19 protein-coding genes are annotated in these 18,266 nt (G+C 67.6%); 7 read left to right on the top strand and 12 right to left on the bottom strand.

The genetic code is table 11. From position 1 onward, the window contains the following. Positions 1 to 3: 3 nt before the first annotated feature. Genes EAO27_RS09525 through EAO27_RS09550 form a run of 6 tightly spaced genes read right to left on the bottom strand, consistent with a single transcriptional unit; the run spans position 4 to position 5,456 of the window. A complete protein-coding gene (locus EAO27_RS09525) occupies positions 4 to 798 on the bottom strand; it encodes an SDR family oxidoreductase (protein WP_242779949.1) in 795 nt (264 codons plus the stop codon). Between the two features lie 24 nt (positions 799 to 822). Beyond that, positions 823 to 1,617 carry an SDR family oxidoreductase gene (locus tag EAO27_RS09530; protein WP_242779951.1) on the bottom strand — a complete coding sequence of 265 codons (795 nt, stop codon included), beginning with the start codon at positions 1,615 to 1,617 and terminating at the stop codon, positions 823 to 825. Further along, complete coding sequence (locus tag EAO27_RS09535; protein ID WP_242779953.1) at positions 1,617 to 2,435, bottom strand: SDR family oxidoreductase; 819 nt, start codon at positions 2,433 to 2,435, stop codon at positions 1,617 to 1,619. Before EAO27_RS09535 ends, EAO27_RS09530 begins: the two co-directional genes overlap by 1 nt. After that, complete coding sequence (locus tag EAO27_RS09540) at positions 2,435 to 3,934, bottom strand: fatty acid--CoA ligase family protein (RefSeq protein WP_242779955.1); 1,500 nt, start codon at positions 3,932 to 3,934, stop codon at positions 2,435 to 2,437. The genes EAO27_RS09535 and EAO27_RS09540 overlap by 1 nt, the downstream gene beginning before the upstream one ends. Next, a complete protein-coding gene (locus EAO27_RS09545) occupies positions 3,934 to 4,698 on the bottom strand; it encodes an SDR family oxidoreductase (RefSeq protein WP_242779957.1) in 765 nt (254 codons plus the stop codon). The genes EAO27_RS09540 and EAO27_RS09545 overlap by 1 nt, the downstream gene beginning before the upstream one ends. Then, on the bottom strand, positions 4,695 to 5,456 hold the full coding sequence (locus EAO27_RS09550; RefSeq protein WP_242779959.1) for an SDR family oxidoreductase: 762 nt from the start codon (positions 5,454 to 5,456) through the stop codon (positions 4,695 to 4,697). Before EAO27_RS09550 ends, EAO27_RS09545 begins: the two co-directional genes overlap by 4 nt. An 87-nt stretch (positions 5,457 to 5,543) precedes the next feature. Here EAO27_RS09550 and EAO27_RS09555 point away from each other — a divergent pair, with 87 nt between their 5' ends. Genes EAO27_RS09555 through EAO27_RS09570 form a run of 4 tightly spaced genes read left to right on the top strand, consistent with a single transcriptional unit; the run spans position 5,544 to position 9,342 of the window. Further along, positions 5,544 to 6,323 carry an enoyl-CoA hydratase/isomerase family protein gene (locus tag EAO27_RS09555; protein WP_242779961.1) on the top strand — a complete coding sequence of 260 codons (780 nt, stop codon included), beginning with the start codon at positions 5,544 to 5,546 and terminating at the stop codon, positions 6,321 to 6,323. A gap of 1 nt (position 6,324) precedes the next feature. Then, a complete protein-coding gene (locus tag EAO27_RS09560; protein WP_242779963.1) occupies positions 6,325 to 7,233 on the top strand; it encodes an SDR family oxidoreductase in 909 nt (302 codons plus the stop codon). Continuing rightward, positions 7,233 to 8,384 carry an acyl-CoA dehydrogenase family protein gene (locus EAO27_RS09565; RefSeq protein ID WP_242779981.1) on the top strand — a complete coding sequence of 384 codons (1,152 nt, stop codon included), beginning with the start codon at positions 7,233 to 7,235 and terminating at the stop codon, positions 8,382 to 8,384. Before EAO27_RS09560 ends, EAO27_RS09565 begins: the two co-directional genes overlap by 1 nt. A gap of 58 nt (positions 8,385 to 8,442) precedes the next feature. Continuing rightward, positions 8,443 to 9,342, top strand: a complete 900-nt coding sequence (locus EAO27_RS09570; protein ID WP_242779983.1) for an acyl-CoA dehydrogenase — start codon at positions 8,443 to 8,445, stop codon at positions 9,340 to 9,342. A gap of 6 nt (positions 9,343 to 9,348) precedes the next feature. Here EAO27_RS09570 and EAO27_RS09575 read toward each other — a convergent pair whose 3' ends face one another. Then, positions 9,349 to 9,909, bottom strand: a complete 561-nt coding sequence (locus EAO27_RS09575; protein ID WP_242779985.1) for a TetR family transcriptional regulator — start codon at positions 9,907 to 9,909, stop codon at positions 9,349 to 9,351. A gap of 62 nt (positions 9,910 to 9,971) precedes the next feature. On the opposite strand from EAO27_RS09575, the gene EAO27_RS09580 reads away from it, so the two are divergent. From EAO27_RS09580 to EAO27_RS09590, 3 genes are read left to right on the top strand one after another with little or no spacing between them, the layout of a single operon-like run. Then, positions 9,972 to 11,162, top strand: coding sequence for a cytochrome P450 (locus tag EAO27_RS09580; protein WP_242779987.1), 1,191 nt, complete (start codon positions 9,972 to 9,974; stop codon positions 11,160 to 11,162). 25 nt (positions 11,163 to 11,187) lie between these two features. Continuing rightward, positions 11,188 to 12,672, top strand: coding sequence for an aldehyde dehydrogenase family protein (locus EAO27_RS09585; protein ID WP_242779989.1), 1,485 nt, complete (start codon positions 11,188 to 11,190; stop codon positions 12,670 to 12,672). A gap of 2 nt (positions 12,673 to 12,674) precedes the next feature. Continuing rightward, entirely contained in the window at positions 12,675 to 13,463 is a 789-nt protein-coding gene (locus tag EAO27_RS09590; protein WP_242779991.1) for an SDR family oxidoreductase, read from the top strand. Between the two features lie 132 nt (positions 13,464 to 13,595). Here EAO27_RS09590 and EAO27_RS09595 read toward each other — a convergent pair whose 3' ends face one another. The 5 genes from EAO27_RS09595 to EAO27_RS09615 all read right to left on the bottom strand — a co-directional run bounded on the left by EAO27_RS09595 (position 13,596) and on the right by EAO27_RS09615 (position 18,226). After that, positions 13,596 to 15,119: an AMP-binding protein gene (locus EAO27_RS09595; protein ID WP_242779993.1), complete on the bottom strand. Its 1,524-nt coding sequence runs from the start codon at positions 15,117 to 15,119 to the stop codon at positions 13,596 to 13,598. Further along, positions 15,116 to 15,886 (bottom strand): FCD domain-containing protein, encoded by a 771-nt coding sequence (locus EAO27_RS09600; RefSeq protein ID WP_242779995.1) that lies wholly within the window; start codon positions 15,884 to 15,886, stop codon positions 15,116 to 15,118. Before EAO27_RS09600 ends, EAO27_RS09595 begins: the two co-directional genes overlap by 4 nt. Before the next feature lie 105 nt (positions 15,887 to 15,991). Next, on the bottom strand, positions 15,992 to 16,852 hold the full coding sequence (locus EAO27_RS09605; protein WP_242779997.1) for a glucose 1-dehydrogenase: 861 nt from the start codon (positions 16,850 to 16,852) through the stop codon (positions 15,992 to 15,994). Beyond that, positions 16,845 to 17,348: an SDR family oxidoreductase gene (locus EAO27_RS09610; RefSeq protein WP_242779999.1), complete on the bottom strand. Its 504-nt coding sequence runs from the start codon at positions 17,346 to 17,348 to the stop codon at positions 16,845 to 16,847. Before EAO27_RS09610 ends, EAO27_RS09605 begins: the two co-directional genes overlap by 8 nt. Further along, a complete protein-coding gene (locus EAO27_RS09615) occupies positions 17,345 to 18,226 on the bottom strand; it encodes an SDR family oxidoreductase (protein ID WP_242780001.1) in 882 nt (293 codons plus the stop codon). Before EAO27_RS09615 ends, EAO27_RS09610 begins: the two co-directional genes overlap by 4 nt. Positions 18,227 to 18,266 lie beyond the last annotated feature (40 nt).

Consider the following 18,266-nt stretch of genomic DNA (forward strand, 5'->3'; position numbering starts at 1 on the left):
GGCCTATTTGGGGGGCATGCGGATCGCACCGTCGAGGCGGAGCGTCTGGCCGTTGAAATAGCCGTTGCGCGCGAGTTCGAGCACAAGGCTGCCGAATTCGTGCGGATGGCCAAGGCGTTTCGGAAAGGGCACCGACGCGGCGAGCCCTTCGAAGATCGCGGGCGCCTTGTCCTTGACCGCGAGCATCGGCGGGGTCGCGAAGATGCCGGGCATGATCGAATTGACACGAATGCCGAGGTCCATCAGGTCGCGCGCCAGCGGCAGCACGAGCCCGTTCACGCCCGCCTTGAGCGAGCCGTAGCCCACCTGCCCGATCTGCGCGTCCTGCGCCGCGGCCGACGCGGTCAGCACGATCGCGCCGCGCTCGCCATCCTCGTTGAGCGGATCGGCATTGGCCATGCCGAGCGCCGCGAGCGAGGCGAGCCGATAGCTGGCAATCAGGATGCCCTGCGCCGAAAAGGCGTAGTCGTCGGTCGAATAGCGCACATAGCCACCCGTCGCCTTGTCGTAGCGGACGGTCTTGCCGCCTTTCGAGATTTGCGCGCAATGAACCAGGATGCGTTCCTGTCCGTGCGCGCCGCGCGCCGCCTCGAACCCGGCAACCACGCTGTCCTCGCTGGTGATATCGACCTTGCAGAACACCCCGCCGATCGCGTCGGCGACGGCCTTGCCGCCTTCCTCGTTGACGTCGAAGATCGCGACCTTCACCCCCTCGCCCGCCAGCGCTTCGGCGCTTGCGCGGCCGAGCCCCGACGCACCGCCCGTCACCACCGCCGCAATGTCACTTCCCAGTTTCATGTCATTTCCTTTGATTGCTAATCGTTACTGCAGAACTTCGAGATTGCCACCATCGATCACCAGCACCTGTCCGGTGATGAAACCCGCGCGGTCGGAGCAGAGAAAAGCGGCGGCGGCCGCCATATCCTCGGGCGTGCCCATGCGTGGGATTGGGTAAGCGGCGGTGCGCTCGGCGATATGCTCGTCGTAGCTCTGGCCCTGCTCGGCGGCGATCTTCGTAAAGACCTCCTTGAACTGCGGGGTCGCGATCGCGCCGGTGCCGAGCGTGTTGACCGTGATCCCCATCGGGCCGAGTTCGGCCGAGAGCGTCTTCGACAGCGCGAGTGCACCGACGCGGTACGTGTTCTGCGCCGCGCGCGCGAGCTTGCGGTGCGGCGCCTTCACCGAATTGGTGCCGATGGTCAGGATACGCCCCCAGCCCCGCGCTTGCATGTGCGGAATCACTGCCTGCACCGCCCAGCGGAAAGCCATGACATTATTGGTGTTCGCCGCGGCAAAAGTGTCGTCGTCGACCTCGAGGAAGCTGCCCTTCGGCCCCGAATCCACGTTGAAGATCAGGATGTCTGGAGGTGCGAAGGCGTGGGTTGCCGCCCGCACCGCGTTGGCGATCCCATCCTTGCTCGTGCAGTCGGCCGAGATGCCGACGGCCTGGCCACCCGCCGCCTGCACCTCGGCCACCGCGTCGTCGATCGTCGCCTTCGTGCGCGCAGCGATGACGGTTTTGCAGCCTTCACGCGCGAATTCATGCGCACAGCCCAACCCGATGCCCTTCGAACCGCCAAAGACGAGCGCAACCTTTCCCGAAATGCCGAGGTCCATCAGGGCGCCTTTCCGTGCTGGAGCTTCAGCCGTTCCTGCAAAATATCATTGCGCCCGGGCGACGCCGCGACGGTCGAGCCGCCGTCCATCTTGATCGTCGTGCCGGTGATATAGTCCGAGCGCGCCGAGGCGAGAAAAAGGCAGGCGTGGGCGATGTCGGCGGGTGTCCCCGCACGCCCGACGGGCACCGTCGCGCCATAGGCGGCGAGCCCCTCGTCACCGAGCACCGACCGGGCGCGGTCGCTCGCGACGAGCCCCGGATTGACCGCGTTGACGGTGATCCCCTCGCCCACGACATCGCCCGCCGCGGCGCGAATGAAGGCGTCGAGCGCGGCCTTCGCCATGCCATAGGCGGTCATGTTCGGGACGACGCTGAAGGTACCGTTGACCGATCCGATCGCGATGAAGCGCCCGCCGTCGCGGGCGTTCACGAGATGCGGGCGCGCGGCGTCGAGCAGCCACCAGGCCGCCTTGGCGATGCTCGCAAACCCCGCTTCGAGCCGTTCGTCGTCGACATGGCCGAGCCCGCCGTGCGGGATGTCCGCGGCGGCATGGACGACGATATCGACCCCGCCGAACGCCTGCGCCGTCGCCCCGACGAGTGCGCGGCAGTCGGCATGTTTCGCGATGTCGGCGGCAAAGCATTCGGCGATGCCGTCCGCCCTTTCGATCGCCGCCTTCACATCCTCGGCGGCGGAGATGGTACGCGCGCCGAGCATGACCTCGGCACCCGCCGCAGCAAAGGCCTCGGCGATACCGCGCCCAACCCCCTTGCCGCCCCCGGTCACGATCACCGACTTGCCGGCGAAACTTTCCATCAGCCCTCTCCTTCGAACAGCGCGCGCAGCCCCGGCGCCGACGGTTTCATCGACGGGGTGCGCGGAAAATCGGCGACGATGCGGAAATGGACGGGCACCTGATAGGCGATCAGCCGGTCCTTGAGCCACGCCTTGAGCTCGTCCGCCGCCGGCGCTGCGGCACCGTCCCTGAGGATGATCGCCGCGGCGGGAACCGCGCCGAGCCGCGCGTCGGGCACGCCGACGACGGCCGCCTCGCGAACCGCCGGGTGGGTGTTGAGTATCCCGACGACGTCGTCAGGGTGGATCTTGAAGCCGCCGCGGATGATCGCATTGTCGGCGCGGCCGCGGATGAACAGGAAGCGGTCGGCGTCGAGGATCGCGCGGTCGGTGGTGCGCAGCCATTCGAGGCCGTTGCCGAGTTGCTCGCCCCTGAGTTCGAGCAGGCCTTCCTCGCCGGACGGCAGGACCGCCCCACTCTCGGGATCGACGACGCGCGCCTCCATATTGGCGTGGACGCGCCCGACCGCGCCGCGCTTCTCGGTCCAGTGGCGGTGGAAATCGTCGATCGTCCAGCCCGCGACCGCGCCCGCGAATTCGGTCGCGCCGTAATTGGCGCAGATCGGGATGCCGTAACGCGCGTAAAAGGCGTCGACGAGATCGGGCGACAGCGGCGCGGTCCCCGAGATCAGCGACTTGAGGCTGGAAAGATCGGCCGGATCGACATCGGCGTCGAGCAGCATGCGCACCGCCGAGGGCACCGCCGAGGCGACCGCGGGCCGGTGGCGCCGCACCGCATCGACCCACGCGTCGACACTGAATTTTTCGAGCAGCGCGATCTTGCGCCCTGCCATCAGCGCGCCGATGCAGCCGTAAATGCCGCCGATATGGGTCAGCGGGTTCATGACCATCGTCACACCCGATCCGAGCCGCGGCGGATCGTCGAAGCTCTTGCCACGTTCATATTTGGCGAAGCCGCGAAAGCTCGCGTCGAACGCGGCACGGCTCAGCGGTACGCGCTTCGGGGCACCGGTGGTGCCGCTAGTCAGCATCTCGATCGCGACCCCGGGCGAGGTCTGCATCGCAGCACGGACATCTCCGGCGACGATGCGAACGCCCTCCAGGCGCGGTCCGACCTCGATCACCGCCGACCCGGCACGCGCCAGCGCTTCGGCGAGGCCCGGGCGCGCAAGGTCGGTGGCGTCGGCGATCACCACCGGCAGCTCCAGCCCTTCGACATCGGCGAACAGCCGCGCGTCGGGCAGCACCGGGTTCAGCGTGACGAGACAGCGGTCGGTCGACAGCACCGCGACGATCGCCGCGACATGGCCGGGGCGGTTGCGCAGCATGATGCCGACGCGCGCATCCTCGGGCAGCCCCATCGCGTCGAGCGCCGCCTCGATCGCGCGGACATTGCCGGCGATCCGCGCCCAGCTATATTCGGCGCCTTCGAAATCGATCTCGGTGCGATCGGGATCGAGTGCCATGATCGCACGCAGTTTCTCGGTCATCATCGCCATCAGAGCGCGAGGCCTCCGCTCGCTTCGATCACCTGCCCTGTCACCCAGCGCGCGTCGTCGCCGAGCAGCATCATGACCGCGCCCGCGATGTCCCCGGGCTCGCCGACCCGCCCCATCGGTGTGTGCTTCGCGGTCGCTTCGTCCCAGCCGGGCTGTTCGCGCAGCGCCGCGATAAAGTCGGTCGCGACCGCGCCGGGGGCGACGCAGTTGCAGGTGATCCGGCGTTTCGCCACCGCAAGCGCGGTCGAAAACGTCAGGCTCTGGATCGCACGCTTGGTCATTGCATAACTGGCGGCGAAGGGCTGGCCGACCTTGCCCGACATCGACCCGATATTGACGATGCGGCCGCCGTCGCGGAGGCGCGGCAACGCCGCCTGCGTCACGAAATGCGGCCCCTTCACATTGACCGCGAACAATTCGTCGAACAGCGCCTCGTCCGCGCCCTTGAGCGAACCGTCGCGCCCGCCGCGGCCGACCCCGGCATTGTTGATCAATATGTCGAGATTGGGCGCGCCGCCGAACTCCGCATCGCAGGCGGCGAACATCGCCTCGATTCCAGCGAGCGACGACACGTCGGCCTGCACCGCGAAGGCCCGGCCGCCCGCCGCGACGATCTCCGCGACCAGCGCGTCGGCGGCGTCCTTGCTCCCGGCATAGTTGACCGCGACATGCGCCCCCGCCTGTCCCAGCCGCCGCACGATCGCCGCGCCGATTCCGCGCGATCCGCCGGTGACGAGCGCGGTCTTGCCGATCAATTCGCTCACAGGAACAGCCCCCCGCTCGCTTCGACGATCTGGCCGGTGACCCAATGCGCGTCGTCGCGGACGAGCATTATCACGGCGCCGGCGATATCGTCGGGGACGCCGAGGCGCTTCATCGGGGTGAGCTTCGCCGTGCTTTCGGCCCAGCCGGGTTTTTCGAGCAGCGCGCTGTTGAATTCGGTGTCGACCGCACCGGGTGCGACGAGGTTGCAGGTGATGCCGCGCGGCGCGACGACGACCGCGGTCGACATGGTGAGGCTCTGCAACGCGCGTTTGGTCGCGGCATAGGCGGCGAAGGGCGGGAGCGCCGAGCGTCCGCCGAGCGAGCCGATGTTGACGATGCGCCCGCCGTCGCGGAGGCGTTCGAGGCAGAACTGGGTGATGAAATGCGGCGCCTTCTGGTTCACCGCAATCATGCGGTCGAACAATTGCTCGCTGCATTTGGCAAGGCTGCCGGCGTCGCCTTCGCCGCCGACCCCGGCGTTGTTGACCAATATGTCGAGGCTGGGTGCCCCGCCGAACACCGCGTCGCACGCGGCGAGCATCGCGCGAATGCCGTCGAGGCTACCGACGTCGGCCTGCACCGCAAAGGCCTTGCCGCCCGACGCGACGATCTCCGCGACCAGCGCTTCGGCGGCGTCGCGGCTGCCCGCATAGTTGACCGCGACATGCGCGCCGGCCCCCGCGAGTCGCCGCGCGATCGCCGCGCCGATACCGCGCGAGGCGCCGGTGACGAGCGCCGTTTTTCCGCTCAGTTCCATCGATTACGCTCTCCCCATATCGTTCAACATAATTGACTTAGTTATACATGTGGTGCAAGCCCTGCCGAAAAGAAAAAGGGAGTGGACATGTCTCGACTGATCCTGAGCGAGCGCGACGGCGCGCTGCGTATCCTGACGCTGAACCGGCCCGACCGGCACAATGCGATGGACGACGACATGTCGTCGCTGTTCCAGACGCTGCTTGGCGAGGCGCTCGACGAAAGCGACAGCAGCGCGATCCTGATCCGCGCCGAAGGCAAGAGCTTCTGTTCGGGGCGCGACACCGATGTGCTCGGCCACCGCGCGCGCGACGAGAGCGATTTCCACTTCATCCGGCGGCATCAGGAGGGGCGGCTGCGGATGCAGGAATCGACCAAGCCGATCATCGCGGCGCTGAAGGGCGGCGCGATCGGCGGCGGATGCGAACTCGCGCTCGCCGCCGACATTCGCATTTCCGACACCAGCCTCAAGATGGCGCTGCCCGAAATCCTCTACGGCGTGCTGCCCGACACCGGGGGGACGCAGATGATGACCGCGCTGATCGGCCCGTCGCGGACCAAATATATGGTGATGAGCGGGCGGAAGATCGACGCCGCGACCGCGCTCGAATGGGGCGCAGTCGATTTCGTCGTCGCGCCCGACGAACTCGATGCCCGCGCGCTGGAAATCGCGCGCGATATCGCGGCGAAACCGCCGATCAACCTCGCGCTGGCCAAGGAGATGATCAACCTGATGCACGGCTCGACGATCCGCACCGGCACCCGCGCCGAGCTCTACGCCCAATCCTATCTGTTCAAGACCGAGGATTATCAGGAAGCCCGCGCTGCGCTCCGCGAGAAGCGCGCACCCAGCTACAAGGGGAAATAAGATGGCGCTCCCTTCCCCTCCCCCGCCCGGCGCCAAGGCGCTGCCCGACGGCACTTATGCCGGACAGGTCGTCGCGGTTACCGGTGGCGGCACCGGGCTCGGCAAGGGCATGGCGGTCGAGTTTGCAAGGCTCGGCGCCAGGATCGCGGTGCTGAGCCGCAAGCCTGAACATCTCGAAGCCGGGCTGGCGGCAATCCGGGCGGTCGGCGCCGAGGCGATCGCGGTCGCCTGCGACGTGCGCGATCCCGACGCGATCGCACGCGCCTTCGACGCGATCGAGGCCCAGTTCGGCCCGGTCGACGTGCTGATCAACAATGCCGCGGGCAATTTCCCAGCGCCCGCCGAGGAAATGACCCCCAACGGCTTTCGCACCGTCGTCGACATCGTGCTCAACGGCACCTATAATTGCAGCCGCGAATTCGCGATCCGGCGGCTGCGCGACGGCAAGCCCGGCGCGATCCTCAACATCGGCGCGACCTACAGCTGGACCGGCGGCCCCGGTACCTCGCACTCGGCGGCGGCGAAGGCCGGCGTCACCAACCTCACCCAGAGCCTCGCCGTCGAATGGGCACCCGACGGCATCCGCGTCAACTGCATCGCCCCGGGGCGCTTTCCGCACGACGACCTGCCCGGCCACATGACGCGCCACCGCGAAGGCGAGCGCGGCGACAATACGATACCGGGGCAACGCGTCGGCGAGGTGCGCGAACTCGGCTGGGCGGCGACCTTCCTCTGTTCGCCCTACGCCAGCTACATCAGCGGCCACACGCTGGTCGTCGATGCTGCCAACTGGCTCCGCCGGTCGCTGGTGATGCCCGAATTCGTGCCGATCCGCGAACAGTTCGGCAAGCGCGCGATCGAAAGCGGCAGCGCGAAGGCGGCAATCGCGAAAACGCGGGGGGACGCTTGATGGACATCGGCTTTTCACCCGAGGAAACGCATTTTCGCGAAGAGTGCCGCGACTGGCTGCACGCCAATGTCCCCGCCGAAACGCGCCCGCTCGACGCCGCCGACGCGATCGGGTTCGACAAGGCGTGGCAGCGGCAATTGTTCGACGCCGGCTGGGCGGGGATCAACTGGCCGACCGACTATGGCGGCCGCGGGCTGTCGATCGTCCAGCAGGTCATCTGGCTCGAGGAATATGCCAAGGCGCACGCGCCGTGGATCGGCGCGAACTTCGTCGGCATCAATCACGGCGGCCCGACACTGATCATCAACGCCAGCGAAGAGCAGAAGGCATACCACCTGCCGCGCATCCTGACGGGCGAGGCGATCTGGTGCCAGGGTTTCTCGGAGCCCGGCGCGGGATCGGACCTCGCCGGGATCAAGACGCGCGGACGGATCGAGGGCGACGAACTCGTCGTCAACGGGTCGAAGATATGGACCAGCTTCGCGCATGTCGCCGACTGGCAGGAACTGGTGCTGCGCACCGAGGACGGATCGCGCCGGCACAGCGGGCTGAGCTGGGTCATCTGCGATATGCACGCCCCCGGCATCACCGTCCGCCCGATCCGCAAGATGTCGGGACAGATCGAATTTGCGCAGGTCTTCTACGACGACGTTCGCATCCCGCTCGCCAATGTCGTGGGCGGGCTCGGCAACGGCTGGAAGGTCGCGATGTCGACGCTGAGCTTCGAGCGCGGCACCGGCTTCATCGCCGACCAGGTCAAGCAGGGGCAGGAGATCGACGACCTGATCGCGACAGCGCGCGCGAACGGCATGATCGGGGACGACCGCATCGCTCACGAACTGGCGCAGATGCGCGCCGAGGTCGCGGCGCTGCGCGCCATGACCTATCGCAACATTTCCGAAGTCGTGCGCACCGGCCAGCCAGGCGCCGAGGCATCGCTGATCCGCCTGTTCACCGCCGAACTCGGCCAGCGGCTCGACCGCATGGCGGTGGCGCTGGCCGGGCCCGAGATGCTCGACTTCGCCTATGGCGACGACAATGCGGTCGGCGACTATCTGCGCGGCTTTGCCGGGACGATCGCCGGCGGCAGCGCGCAGATCCAGCGCGACATCATCGGCGAGCGCCTGCTCGGCCTACCCAGATCGCGATGAACGCGCAGCGGGCATCGCGCCCCGGCACCGGTCGGGGCCCAGAAACCAAGGACGCCTCATGAACCTGACCCCCGACGACGACCAGCGCGCCTTCGTCACCGCGACCGCCGACTGGTGCCGCGACACCATGCCGCTGGAGGACGCCCGCGATCGCCCGGCGGACCTGTGGAACCAGCTTGAGGCGATGGGCCTGCCGGGCATCACCGCGCCCGAAGCGAATGGCGGCCTCGCGCTCGATCATGCGACCGAGGTGCTGGTCTTTGCCGAACTCGGCCGCCACCTGGCACCGGTCGCGTTGCCCGCTTCGGCGGTCGCCGCCCGCTGGACGGGAACGCGCGGCAAGACCGCACTGGCCGTCGCCGCTTCAGACGGCCTGCGTCTGCTCGATGGCGATGCTGCGCAGCATGGGCTCGGCATTTTCGACGGAAGGATCGGCCATTTCGCCCTGCCCGCCGGGCTCGTTCCCGGCCACTCCCTCGACCCCTCTGCCACGCTGGTCCGGCTGTCCGCGATGCCCTTGACCGAGACGGTCGACGACCCGCGCGCCGCGCTTCACCTGCAGTTGCTGGCCGCCGCCTTTTCGGTCGGCTGCGCCGATGCGGCGCGCGACATGGCGGTCGACTATGCCAAGGTCCGCGAACAGTTCGAACGTCCGATCGGGTCGTTCCAGGCGATCAAGCACATGTGCGCCGACATGGCGGTGCGCGCCGCGGTCGCGCGCTCGCAGCTCTATTATGCCGCCTGCGCGCTCGACGCGGAGGATGCCGACACGACCTTCCATGTCGCCGCGGCGAAACGCCTCGCCGATCAGGCGGCGCTCGATAACGGCCGCGCCAATATCCAGATTCACGGCGGCATCGGCATGACCGACGAGGCGTTCCCGCACTTCTGCCTGAAGCGCGCGCATCTGCTGCAATTCGTCGCGTCGGTCGACGCGGCGGCCCTGCTCGCGGCCTGAGCCGTGTCAGTCGTCGACGATGGCCTGGAATTCCTGTTCCAGCCATCGCCGCAGGCCGGGTTCGACCGGTCCGGCGAATTCGGCGAGCGGCAGCTGGTCGCGGTAGGCGAAGAAGCCGAGCGAGACCATCATGAAACGCGCCGCCTTCACCGCCGCGGCCTCGCCCCCGAACCAGTGCTGCAGCGGATCGAACACGCGTTCGCGCAGCAATCGCTGCGCCACCGCGCGCGCCTCGCTGTCGGCAGCGGCGCGAAACATCATGGGCAGCGGACTGACGCGATCGTCGTCGTCGGCAAAGCGCGCGACGATCGCCTTCCCGAACCCCTGCTTCGGCAGGTCGGTCATCATCCGTGTGTTGAGCGCGGCGTCGAGCGCGGCCTCGAACAGCTTGAGCTTGCCGCCGAAATAGCGGCTGACCAGCGACGGATTGACCCCGGCGAGCGCGGTGATGTCGCGCACCCCCGCCTCGGCGAAGCCCTTGGTCGCGAAAATTTGCTGCGCAGCATGGAGGATCGCGGTTCGCGTCCGGTCCGCGTCGCGCGCGGGTGTTTCAGTCGTCGTCGCCATCGCATCTCTCCGTTGACTCCGAATGTAAACGATCGTTTACTTACGTCAAGAGGAGAGGATGGATGACCGAGTCGCAATCCCCGGCGCGTTCGCCGGTCCATGAGTTCGACTATATCGCCGACCCCGGCCTGCTCGCCGATTGCCACGCGCGATACTGGGAGCTGAAGGAGACCGCCCCGCCGGTGTTCTGGACCAGCGCGCACGGTGGCCACTGGGTCTGCAACACGGCCGCATCGGTGCAGCATGTCGTGCGGCACCCAGAGATTTTCTCGAGCCGCTATCTGTCGATCCCGCCCAATCCGAACCAGCCGAAGATGATCCCCGAAATGCTCGATCCGCCCGAGCACCGTGCGTATCGGCAGATGCTGCGCCCCTTCTTTGAATCGAAAGCGATCGAACCGCTCGAAGACCGCGTCGCGGCATGGACCGACGCGTTGCTCGGCGAGGTCGTCGGCCATGGCGAATGCGAATTCGTCGGCGCGATCGGGTCGCGCCTGCCGGTTGCGGTGTTCATGGAATTGTTCGGCTTCCCGATGGAAAAGTTCGAGGAATTCCGCGCACTCGTCACTGGCTTCTTCAACTCGCAGGCGAGCAACGAAGTTCGCAACGGCCTCGCGCAGCAGATCGTCGGCAATCTTGCCAAGTTAATCCAGCAACGCATGGCCGAACCGCGCGACGACATGATCTCGAAGATCATCGTTTCCGAAGTCGACGGGCGCAAGCTCGCCTTCGAGGAATTGATGTCGATCGGCTTTCTGATGTTCCTCGCCGGGCTCGACACGGTGACGAACGCGATGAGCTTCGGCATGCGCCACCTCGCGCACGACGAAAAGCTGCGTCAGCGTGCGATCGACGATCCGGCAGTGATCCCGAACATGGTCGAGGAATTGCTGCGCCGCTACGCCTTCGTCGCGACCCCGCGCTATATCGTCGAGGACACCGAACTCGAGGGCGCGCAGCTGCGCGCCGGCGACTGCATCCTCGCGCCGCTGCCGCTTGTGGGCTGGGACGAAGGGCTGACCGAAGACCCGAAAACCGTTTCGGTCGAGCGTCAATTCTACCGCCACGCCGCCTTCGGCTCGGGCATCCACACATGCCTCGGCCTGCACCTCGCGCGCATGGAGCTGATCATCTTCTACCGCGCTTGGTTCGCCCGCGTCGGCCATTTCCGGCAAATTGCCAAAGGTGACGAAAGCTGCCGCGGCGGCAGCGTGATGGCGCTCGAACATCTGCATCTGGCGTGGGACGCCTGAAGACTTTCATTGGGAGACAAGAGACATGGCTAGCGCAGCACCCGCAGTGCATCTGCATCTGGGGCACGAACAACGCACGAGCGGCAGCGGGGGTACGCATCCGCACCTCCACCCGGTGAAGCAGGAGGTCCAGGCCGATATCCCGCTCGCCGGCGCGAAGGAAGTCGAAGAAGCCGTCGCCAAGGCCGCTGCGGTGCAGGAGTCATGGCGCCGCACCGCACCCGAGGCGCGCCGCGATATCCTCAATCGCCTCGCCGACCTGCTCGAAGCGAACAAGACGAAGCTTGCCGAAATGGCGGCGCTCGACGGCGGCACGACGCTGATGGTCGGCGAGCGCGGGGTCGACACCGCGGTCGGCTGGACGCGCTATTATGCGGGCTGGTGCGACAAGATGTCGGGCGAACTCCTCAGCACCTTCGATACGCGCGGCGAACTCAGCTACACCGTGCCCGAACCGATCGGCATCGTCGGCATCATCATCACGTGGAACGGTCCGCTGATCTCGCTCGGCATGAAGGTCGCCGCGGCGCTCGCCGCGGGCAATTGCGTGATCTGCAAACCCGCCGAAATCACCCCCTTCGCGCCCGAGCTGTTCGCGCAATTGTGCAAGCAGGCCGGCGTGCCCGACGGCGTGCTGTCGATCCTGCCCGGCACCGCCGAGGCGGGCGAGGCGATCGTCCGCCACAAGAAGATCCGCAAGATCAGCTTCACCGGCGGACCCATCACCGCGCGCAAGATCCTCGCCGCCTGCGCCGAGGAGATCAAGCCGTCGGTGATGGAACTCGGCGGCAAGTCGGCAAGCCTCGTCTTTCCCGACTGCGACATCCAGGCGGCAGCCGAACGCGCGGTGTTCTGGACCGTCGGCTGCCTGTCGGGCCAGGGCTGCGCCCTCCCCACCCGCCAGCTCGTCCACGCCGACATCTACGACGATTTCGTCGCGCGCCTCAAAGCGATCATCGGCCAGTTCAAGGTCGGCGACCCGCTCGATCCGACCGTCGCGGTCGGCCCGGTGATCAACAAGGCGGCGGTCGATCGCATCACCGGCATGTTCGACCGCGCCAAGGCCGACGGCGCGGCGACCTTCCTGCTCGGCGGCGGGCGCTGCGGCGGCGATCTCGCCGAGGGCAATTTCATCGAACCGACGCTGATCGTCGATGCCGACCCCGATCACGAGATCAGTCAGGTCGAGATCTTCGGCCCCGCCGTCGTCGTGATGAAATTCCACACCGAGGACGAGGCGGTCGCGATCGCCAACAACAGCGAATATGGCCTCGCCGCCTATATCCAGTCGAACGACCTCCAGCGCGTCCACCGCCTGTCCGAACGGCTCAACGCGGGCGGCGTCTATAACAATGGCGGATTCCAGATCAATCCGCACACGCCTTTCGGCGGCATCGGCATCTCGGGCTTCGGCAAGGAAGGCGGCAAGGCGGGGATCGACGAATTCCTCCACTACAAGACCGTCACCATCGGCGTCGGCGCTCCGATCTTCCCGAAGCAGGAGGCGTGACCATGGGTGATTTCACCAACGATCAGTTCCGCCTCGACGGCAAGGTCGCGATCGTCACTGGCGCGGGCGGGCGCGGCAACAGCATCGGCCGCGCCTATGCCGTCGGCCTCGCCAATGCGGGGGCGAGCGTCGTCGTCGCCGACCTCAACCGCGAGGGCGCCGAACGCGTCGCGGGAGAAATCACCGCCGCGGGCGGCAAGGCCGTCGCAGTCGAGGTCGACATCGCCGACGAGGCATCGGTCGGCGCGATGATGGACGCGGTACAGAGCGCGTTCGGCGGGCTCGACATTCTCGTCAACAACGCCGCGCTGATGGTCGAGGCGGTCGGCACCCCCGCGATCAGCACGAGCATCGCCGATTTCGACCGATTGCTGCGCGTCAACCTGACCGGCGCGCTGATCTGTTCGAAGGCGGCGGTGCCCCTGTTCCAGGCGCGCGGCGGCGGCAAGATCGTCAACCAGCTGTCGGCGGGCGGCTTTCCCGCGCAGACCACCTACGGGATCAGCAAGGTCGCGCTGCTCGGGCTGACGACGACGCTCGCGACCGAACTCGGGCGGATGAACATCAACGTCAACGCGATCGCGCCGGGGATGACGATGTCCGACGCGGGCAAGGCGCTGACCCCCGAGGAAAGCCCCTTCGTCCAGGCGGCGATGGCGCGCGTGGTCAAGCAACCGCGCGGCGAACCACAGGATCTCGTCGGCGCGCTGCTGCTGCTCTGTTCGCCCGCGGGCGACTGGATCACCGGGCAGGCGCTCAACGTCGACGGCGGGTTCATCATGCGGAACTAGAGCACGCCTTCCCCTTTAGGCGAGGGCGGCGAGACTTGGCAGCTTGCTGCCTAGTCGCAGCGGGTGGGGGCCATGGGCCTTGCACTATCTCGCAGGCCCCCACCCCAACCCCTCCCCTAAAGGGGAGGGGCTTTAAACTGTCCGCCGCAATTCGTGCTTCAGCACCTTGCCCGAAGCATTGCGTGGCAGTTCGGCGAACAGGCTCAGCCGCTCGGGCGTCTTCTGCTTCGCGATCCCCGCGGCGAAGAAATGGTCGCGCAGTTCGTTCAGCGTCAGCGTCTCCCCCGGCGCCAGCACGACGCACGCGCGCACCACCTCGCCCATGCGATCGTCGGGTGCGGCGACCGCGGCGGCATCGGCAATCTTCGGATGCGCCAGCAGCAGCGCCTCGACCTCCTTCGACGCGATATTCTCGCCGCCGCGGATGATGATGTCCTTCGTGCGGTCGGTGATCAGCAGATAGCCGTCGGCATCGAGCCGCCCGATATCGCCGCTGCGATACCAGCCGCCCGGCAGGAAGGCGCTTTCGTTCAGCGCGGGGTCGAGATAGCCCATGAACAATTCCGGGCCGCGCGTGCAGATCTCGCCATCCTCGCCCGCGGGGACGTCATGCCCGTCATCGTCGACGAAGCGCAGTTCCGACCCCGGGATCGCGCGCCCTTCGGTGTCGAGCTGCTTGTCGAGCGGATCTTCGGCGATCCCCGACGTCACCGTCGGATGCTCGCTCGACCCATAGCAGTGAAAGACCGCGAGCCCCTGCGCCTGACAGCGCGCGATCAGCGAGGGCGGCACCGGTGCCGCGCCGACCATATAATGCCGGAGCGACGACAGGTCGTGACCGTGCGCGTCGGCCGCCGCCATCAGTCCCGACAGGTGAAAGGGCGTGCCCGAGGTGAAGGCGATGCGATGCCGTGCGATCAGTTCGGCCGCGCGCGCCGCGTCCCACTGGTCCATCAGCACCAGCGGCGTCGCCTGGCAGAGGAAGCGGTACATCGACAGCGCGCCCGCGACATGCCCCGGCGGCCAGGGCGATATCACCGCCTCGTCGTCGCCGCCGCCGCCGCCGCCGCCGCCGCCGCGCATCTCGCGCATCGACTGCATTTCGGCAAGGATCGCGCGGGCATTGTGCATCACGCCCTTGGGATCGGCGGTGGTGCCCGAAGTATAGACGAGCAGCGCCAGTTCATCCTCCGCGCGCGGCACCGGGTCGGCGATCGAGCCGTCGGCTTCGAGCGCACCGAAATCCGGGCCGGTCGAGACATGGCGCGCGAGCGCGGGCAAGGCGCCGCAATCGGCCACCACCTGCCGGTAATCGACGCCCCGGAAGCGGTCGGGGGTGAAAAGCCATTTGGCGCCCGACTGGCGCAGGATGAAACCGAGTTCCTTCGCGCCGTAGATGGTGACGACGGGCAGCATCACCGCCCCCGCCTGCGCCGCCGCGACCGCGACGACGAGCCATTCGCGCCAGTTGGGCAGCATGCAGGCGACGACATCGCCGCGAACGATCCCCGCCGCCGTCATTCGCGTGCCCATGCGGCGGCCCGCCGCGACGACATCGCCGAGCGTCGTTTCGGCGGGGCATGTATCGGAGACGACGGTCAGCGCCGCAGCGGGAGCGCGCGCTGCGGCGGCGATGATCGCGTCGATGAAGTTCATCCGTGCAGCGAGTCGACGATCCGTTCGCCCTCGCCGCGCGTCGCCCACGTCTCGTTGGCGTTGCGCAGGTGGAGCCGCCAGTGCGCGACCGCGCCCTCGACGTCGCCGGCCTCGATCATCGTGACCAGCTTCTCGAACGATTTGAAGCCCGCGCGCAGGCTCTTGTACTTGTCCTCGGTCGTCCGCGGGTGGCGACGCTGATAGTCGTTCTGGTGATGCCGGCCGAGGTTGAGCAGCATGCGGTTCATGAAACTCAGCGTCTTGTTGCCCGTCGCCTCGACCAGCGTCTGGTGGAAGTGCGAGACATTGTCGACGAACTCGGCATAACCCTCGGCCTTGAGCATCGCGTCGAGATCGGCGAGCACCTGCTTCAGCCGCGCGAAGCCCGGCGTCTGCCCCTTGGCGGTGGCGAGCCAGCGCACGACGGTCGGCTCGATCGCGAGCCGCGCGGCATAGAGGTCGGCGATCGTCGTGCCCTGCGCTTCGAGCACATAGCCGGCGTAGCGCGAGACGAGGTCGGTCGAGGGCTGGTGCACGCGCGCACCGCTGCGCGAACCGCGCACGACACTGATCAGATTCTCGGCCTCGAGGATGCGAAAGGCCTCGCGCAACGTCGGGCGCGAAATGCCGAGCGTCGTCATCAGCGTGCCCTCGGGCGGCAGCGAATCCCCTTCGGTCAGTTCGCCGCGGATGATCTGGGCCCTGATCTGATCGGCAACCAGTTCCGAAGTCTTCGGCACCCGGATGCGCGCGCTGCCATTTTCCATATTCACAAATCCTGCCCCTGCCCGGATCGTTTCATTTGTACTCACTCTAGCTGCGCCTTTAGGGCTTTTGGCGCAACCCCGCAATGTTGCGGCGATTTCTTCTATTTAGCTCCCAAAGGACAGGCCTTCGTTCAGTGTCCATTTGCCGTTTCTTGCGCGGACCCAGCCCGACGACCCCCATGTTCCACCGTCGACCGGCAGCAGCACGCCGGTGATATAGCTCGCCATCGCGCTCGACAGGAACACCGCCGCATCGCCGCATTCCATATCGACACCCTCGCGCCCCAGCGGGATCAGGCGGTTCATCGCGTCGACCTCCTCCTCGCTGCGGTGTTTCCAGGTCGCGGGGTCGACGGGACCGGCGCGATTCCCCTGGTTGCCGGGGGTGATCGTATGGTCGGGGGCGATGCAGTTGACGCGGACGCCGTGCCCCGACAGTTCGACCGCCATCGATTTGGTGAAGCTGAGCATCCCCGCCTTGCACGCGGCATAGACCGCAAAATTCGGCGCCGCGCGGCTCGCCTCGATGCTCGCAACATTGACGATCGAACCGCCGCGCCCGCCCGCGACCATATGCCTGGCGGCCGCCTGCGTCGCGATCAGCATCGACATCAGGTTGATGTCGATATGCTTGCGCATGCTGCGCTCGCTCTGTTCGAGGAAGGGCCGCGCCGACACCCCGCCGGCATTGTTGGCAAGGATGTCGAGCCGGCCGAATGCGTCCGCGGCGCGATCGACCGCCGCGCGCAACGCGTCGCCGTCCATCACGTCGCCGGCGATCGCCAGCGCCCGGCGCCCTGTCTCGCGAACGCACCCGGCGGCCTCTTCGGCGCGCTCGGGAAAGATGTCATAGATCGCAACATCGGCGCCCGCTTCGGCGAGCCGGATCGCGATCGCTCGGCCGATGCCGCCGCCGCCGCCGGTGACGAACGCCGCCTGCCCGTCGAGGCGGATGCGGTCAGTCATCGAGGCCCACCCCCATCACCGCCCCGGTGACATAGGCGGCATAGTCGCTGGCGAGGTAGGCGGCGAGGTGGCCGAGCGTGTCGCCGCTTTCGTGCGTCAGGATGCTGTTCACGCGAATGCCGTCGCGCGCCCACTCGACGCCCAGCGTCTTTGTAAGATTGCCGAGTGCGCCCGCAGCCGCCGCCTGATCGGCGCCGAGCGCCTGTTCGGGCGCGCCGATGAAGAGGATCACCCCGCCCTGCCCGCGCGCGCGGCGTTGCGCGGCAAAATCCCTTGCGCCGAGGAAGCGGCGATCGAGCCCGGCGTCCATCGCCGCACGCCATTGGGCGTGGGTGAGTTCGTGCGCCGCCCTGACCGGCGTTGGCGGGGCGACATGGACCCAGATGTCGCAGTCGTCGTCACCCGCCGGTGCCGCACCCGCCGCCTCGAATGCCGCGGCAATCGCGGGGTTGTCACCCTCGATCCGCACGCGTTTGCCCGCCAGCCAGTCGTTCATTTCCACCCCCACGGTCCGTCGGCGCGTTCGCGCGGCGGCACATAATCGGGCATGATCAGCGACCGGCGCAGGCTCTCGCCACCGTCCTGCACGATCACCTGCCCCGTCATTCCGCCGAACAGGGGCGTGCAAGTCATCGCCGAGAGCCAGCCGAACTCCCGGATGCTGCCGGTGCGTCCGGCGGGGATCATATTCTGGAGCGGTTCGGTCCCGCCCTCGCGGTTGCCCGCGGTCGAGGTCGCGTGCGGGAAGAAGCCCGCCGCGATCGCGTTGACGCGGATGCCGTACGGCGCCCAGTCGGCGGCGAGCTTCTTCGTCATTGTCGCCTGCGCGGTCTTGGCGGCGGCGCTGTGCGCATCGCCGGGAAAGCCTGTCCAGATATATTGCGCGCTGTTGTTGACGATCGCGCCGCCCTCTGACGCCGCGATGCGGCGGCGGGCGAATTCGGTCGAGCAGAGAAAGGTTCCGTCGATCGCGATCCGCGTCACCGCGTTCCACGCGTTGGGCGAGATATCCTCGGCGAGGATCGGGAAATTGGCGCCGGCATTGTTGGCGAGCAGCGAAACCGGGCCCAGCGCGGCCTCGGCCTCGTCGAACGCCGCTGCAACCGCTTCGGGGAACCGCACGTCGCAGCTCATCGCATGCGTGCGCACGCCGATCGCCGCGACCTCGGCGGCGCCTTCCTGCGCGCGCTCGATGCTGCGCCCCATGATCGCGACATTCGCCCCGCCCTGCGCAAAGGCCTTGGCCATGGCGAGCCCCATGCCCGAACCGCCGCCCGTGACAAGCACCGTCCGTCCTGCAAAAATGTCGACCGGATAGGGCGGCGCGTCGAACGGCGGCGGGGTCGCCACGATGTGGTGGGCTGGAACGGGCAAGTCTCTCTCCTTGCGGGCAGGGTTGCGCGTCCCGCTCCCG

This window comes from Sphingopyxis sp. YF1 (assembly GCF_022701295.1).
In the GTDB taxonomy this organism is placed as follows: domain Bacteria; phylum Pseudomonadota; class Alphaproteobacteria; order Sphingomonadales; family Sphingomonadaceae; genus Sphingopyxis.

Bases quoted from the DNA above. Each gene is read 5' to 3' on its own strand.
- EAO27_RS09560 (WP_242779963.1), top strand. From the start codon at position 6,325: ATGGCGCTCCCTTCCCCTCCCCCGCCCGGCGCCAAGGCGCTGCCCGAC.
- EAO27_RS09575 (WP_242779985.1), bottom strand. From the start codon at position 9,909: ATGGCGACGACGACTGAAACACCCGCGCGCGACGCGGACCGGACGCGA.
- EAO27_RS09585 (WP_242779989.1), top strand. From the start codon at position 11,188: ATGGCTAGCGCAGCACCCGCAGTGCATCTGCATCTGGGGCACGAACAA.
- EAO27_RS09565 (WP_242779981.1), top strand. From the start codon at position 7,233: ATGGACATCGGCTTTTCACCCGAGGAAACGCATTTTCGCGAAGAGTGC.
- EAO27_RS09535 (WP_242779953.1), bottom strand. From the start codon at position 2,435: ATGGAAAGTTTCGCCGGCAAGTCGGTGATCGTGACCGGGGGCGGCAAG.
- EAO27_RS09555 (WP_242779961.1), top strand. From the start codon at position 5,544: ATGTCTCGACTGATCCTGAGCGAGCGCGACGGCGCGCTGCGTATCCTG.
- EAO27_RS09600 (WP_242779995.1), bottom strand. From the start codon at position 15,886: ATGGAAAATGGCAGCGCGCGCATCCGGGTGCCGAAGACTTCGGAACTG.
- EAO27_RS09540 (WP_242779955.1), bottom strand. From the start codon at position 3,934: ATGGCGATGATGACCGAGAAACTGCGTGCGATCATGGCACTCGATCCC.
- EAO27_RS09610 (WP_242779999.1), bottom strand. From the start codon at position 17,348: ATGAACGACTGGCTGGCGGGCAAACGCGTGCGGATCGAGGGTGACAAC.
- EAO27_RS09530 (WP_242779951.1), bottom strand. From the start codon at position 1,617: ATGGACCTCGGCATTTCGGGAAAGGTTGCGCTCGTCTTTGGCGGTTCG.
- EAO27_RS09550 (WP_242779959.1), bottom strand. From the start codon at position 5,456: ATGGAACTGAGCGGAAAAACGGCGCTCGTCACCGGCGCCTCGCGCGGT.
- EAO27_RS09605 (WP_242779997.1), bottom strand. From the start codon at position 16,852: ATGACTGACCGCATCCGCCTCGACGGGCAGGCGGCGTTCGTCACCGGC.
- EAO27_RS09595 (WP_242779993.1), bottom strand. From the start codon at position 15,119: ATGAACTTCATCGACGCGATCATCGCCGCCGCAGCGCGCGCTCCCGCT.
- EAO27_RS09580 (WP_242779987.1), top strand. From the start codon at position 9,972: ATGACCGAGTCGCAATCCCCGGCGCGTTCGCCGGTCCATGAGTTCGAC.
- EAO27_RS09525 (WP_242779949.1), bottom strand. From the start codon at position 798: ATGAAACTGGGAAGTGACATTGCGGCGGTGGTGACGGGCGGTGCGTCG.
- EAO27_RS09570 (WP_242779983.1), top strand. From the start codon at position 8,443: ATGAACCTGACCCCCGACGACGACCAGCGCGCCTTCGTCACCGCGACC.
- EAO27_RS09590 (WP_242779991.1), top strand. From the start codon at position 12,675: ATGGGTGATTTCACCAACGATCAGTTCCGCCTCGACGGCAAGGTCGCG.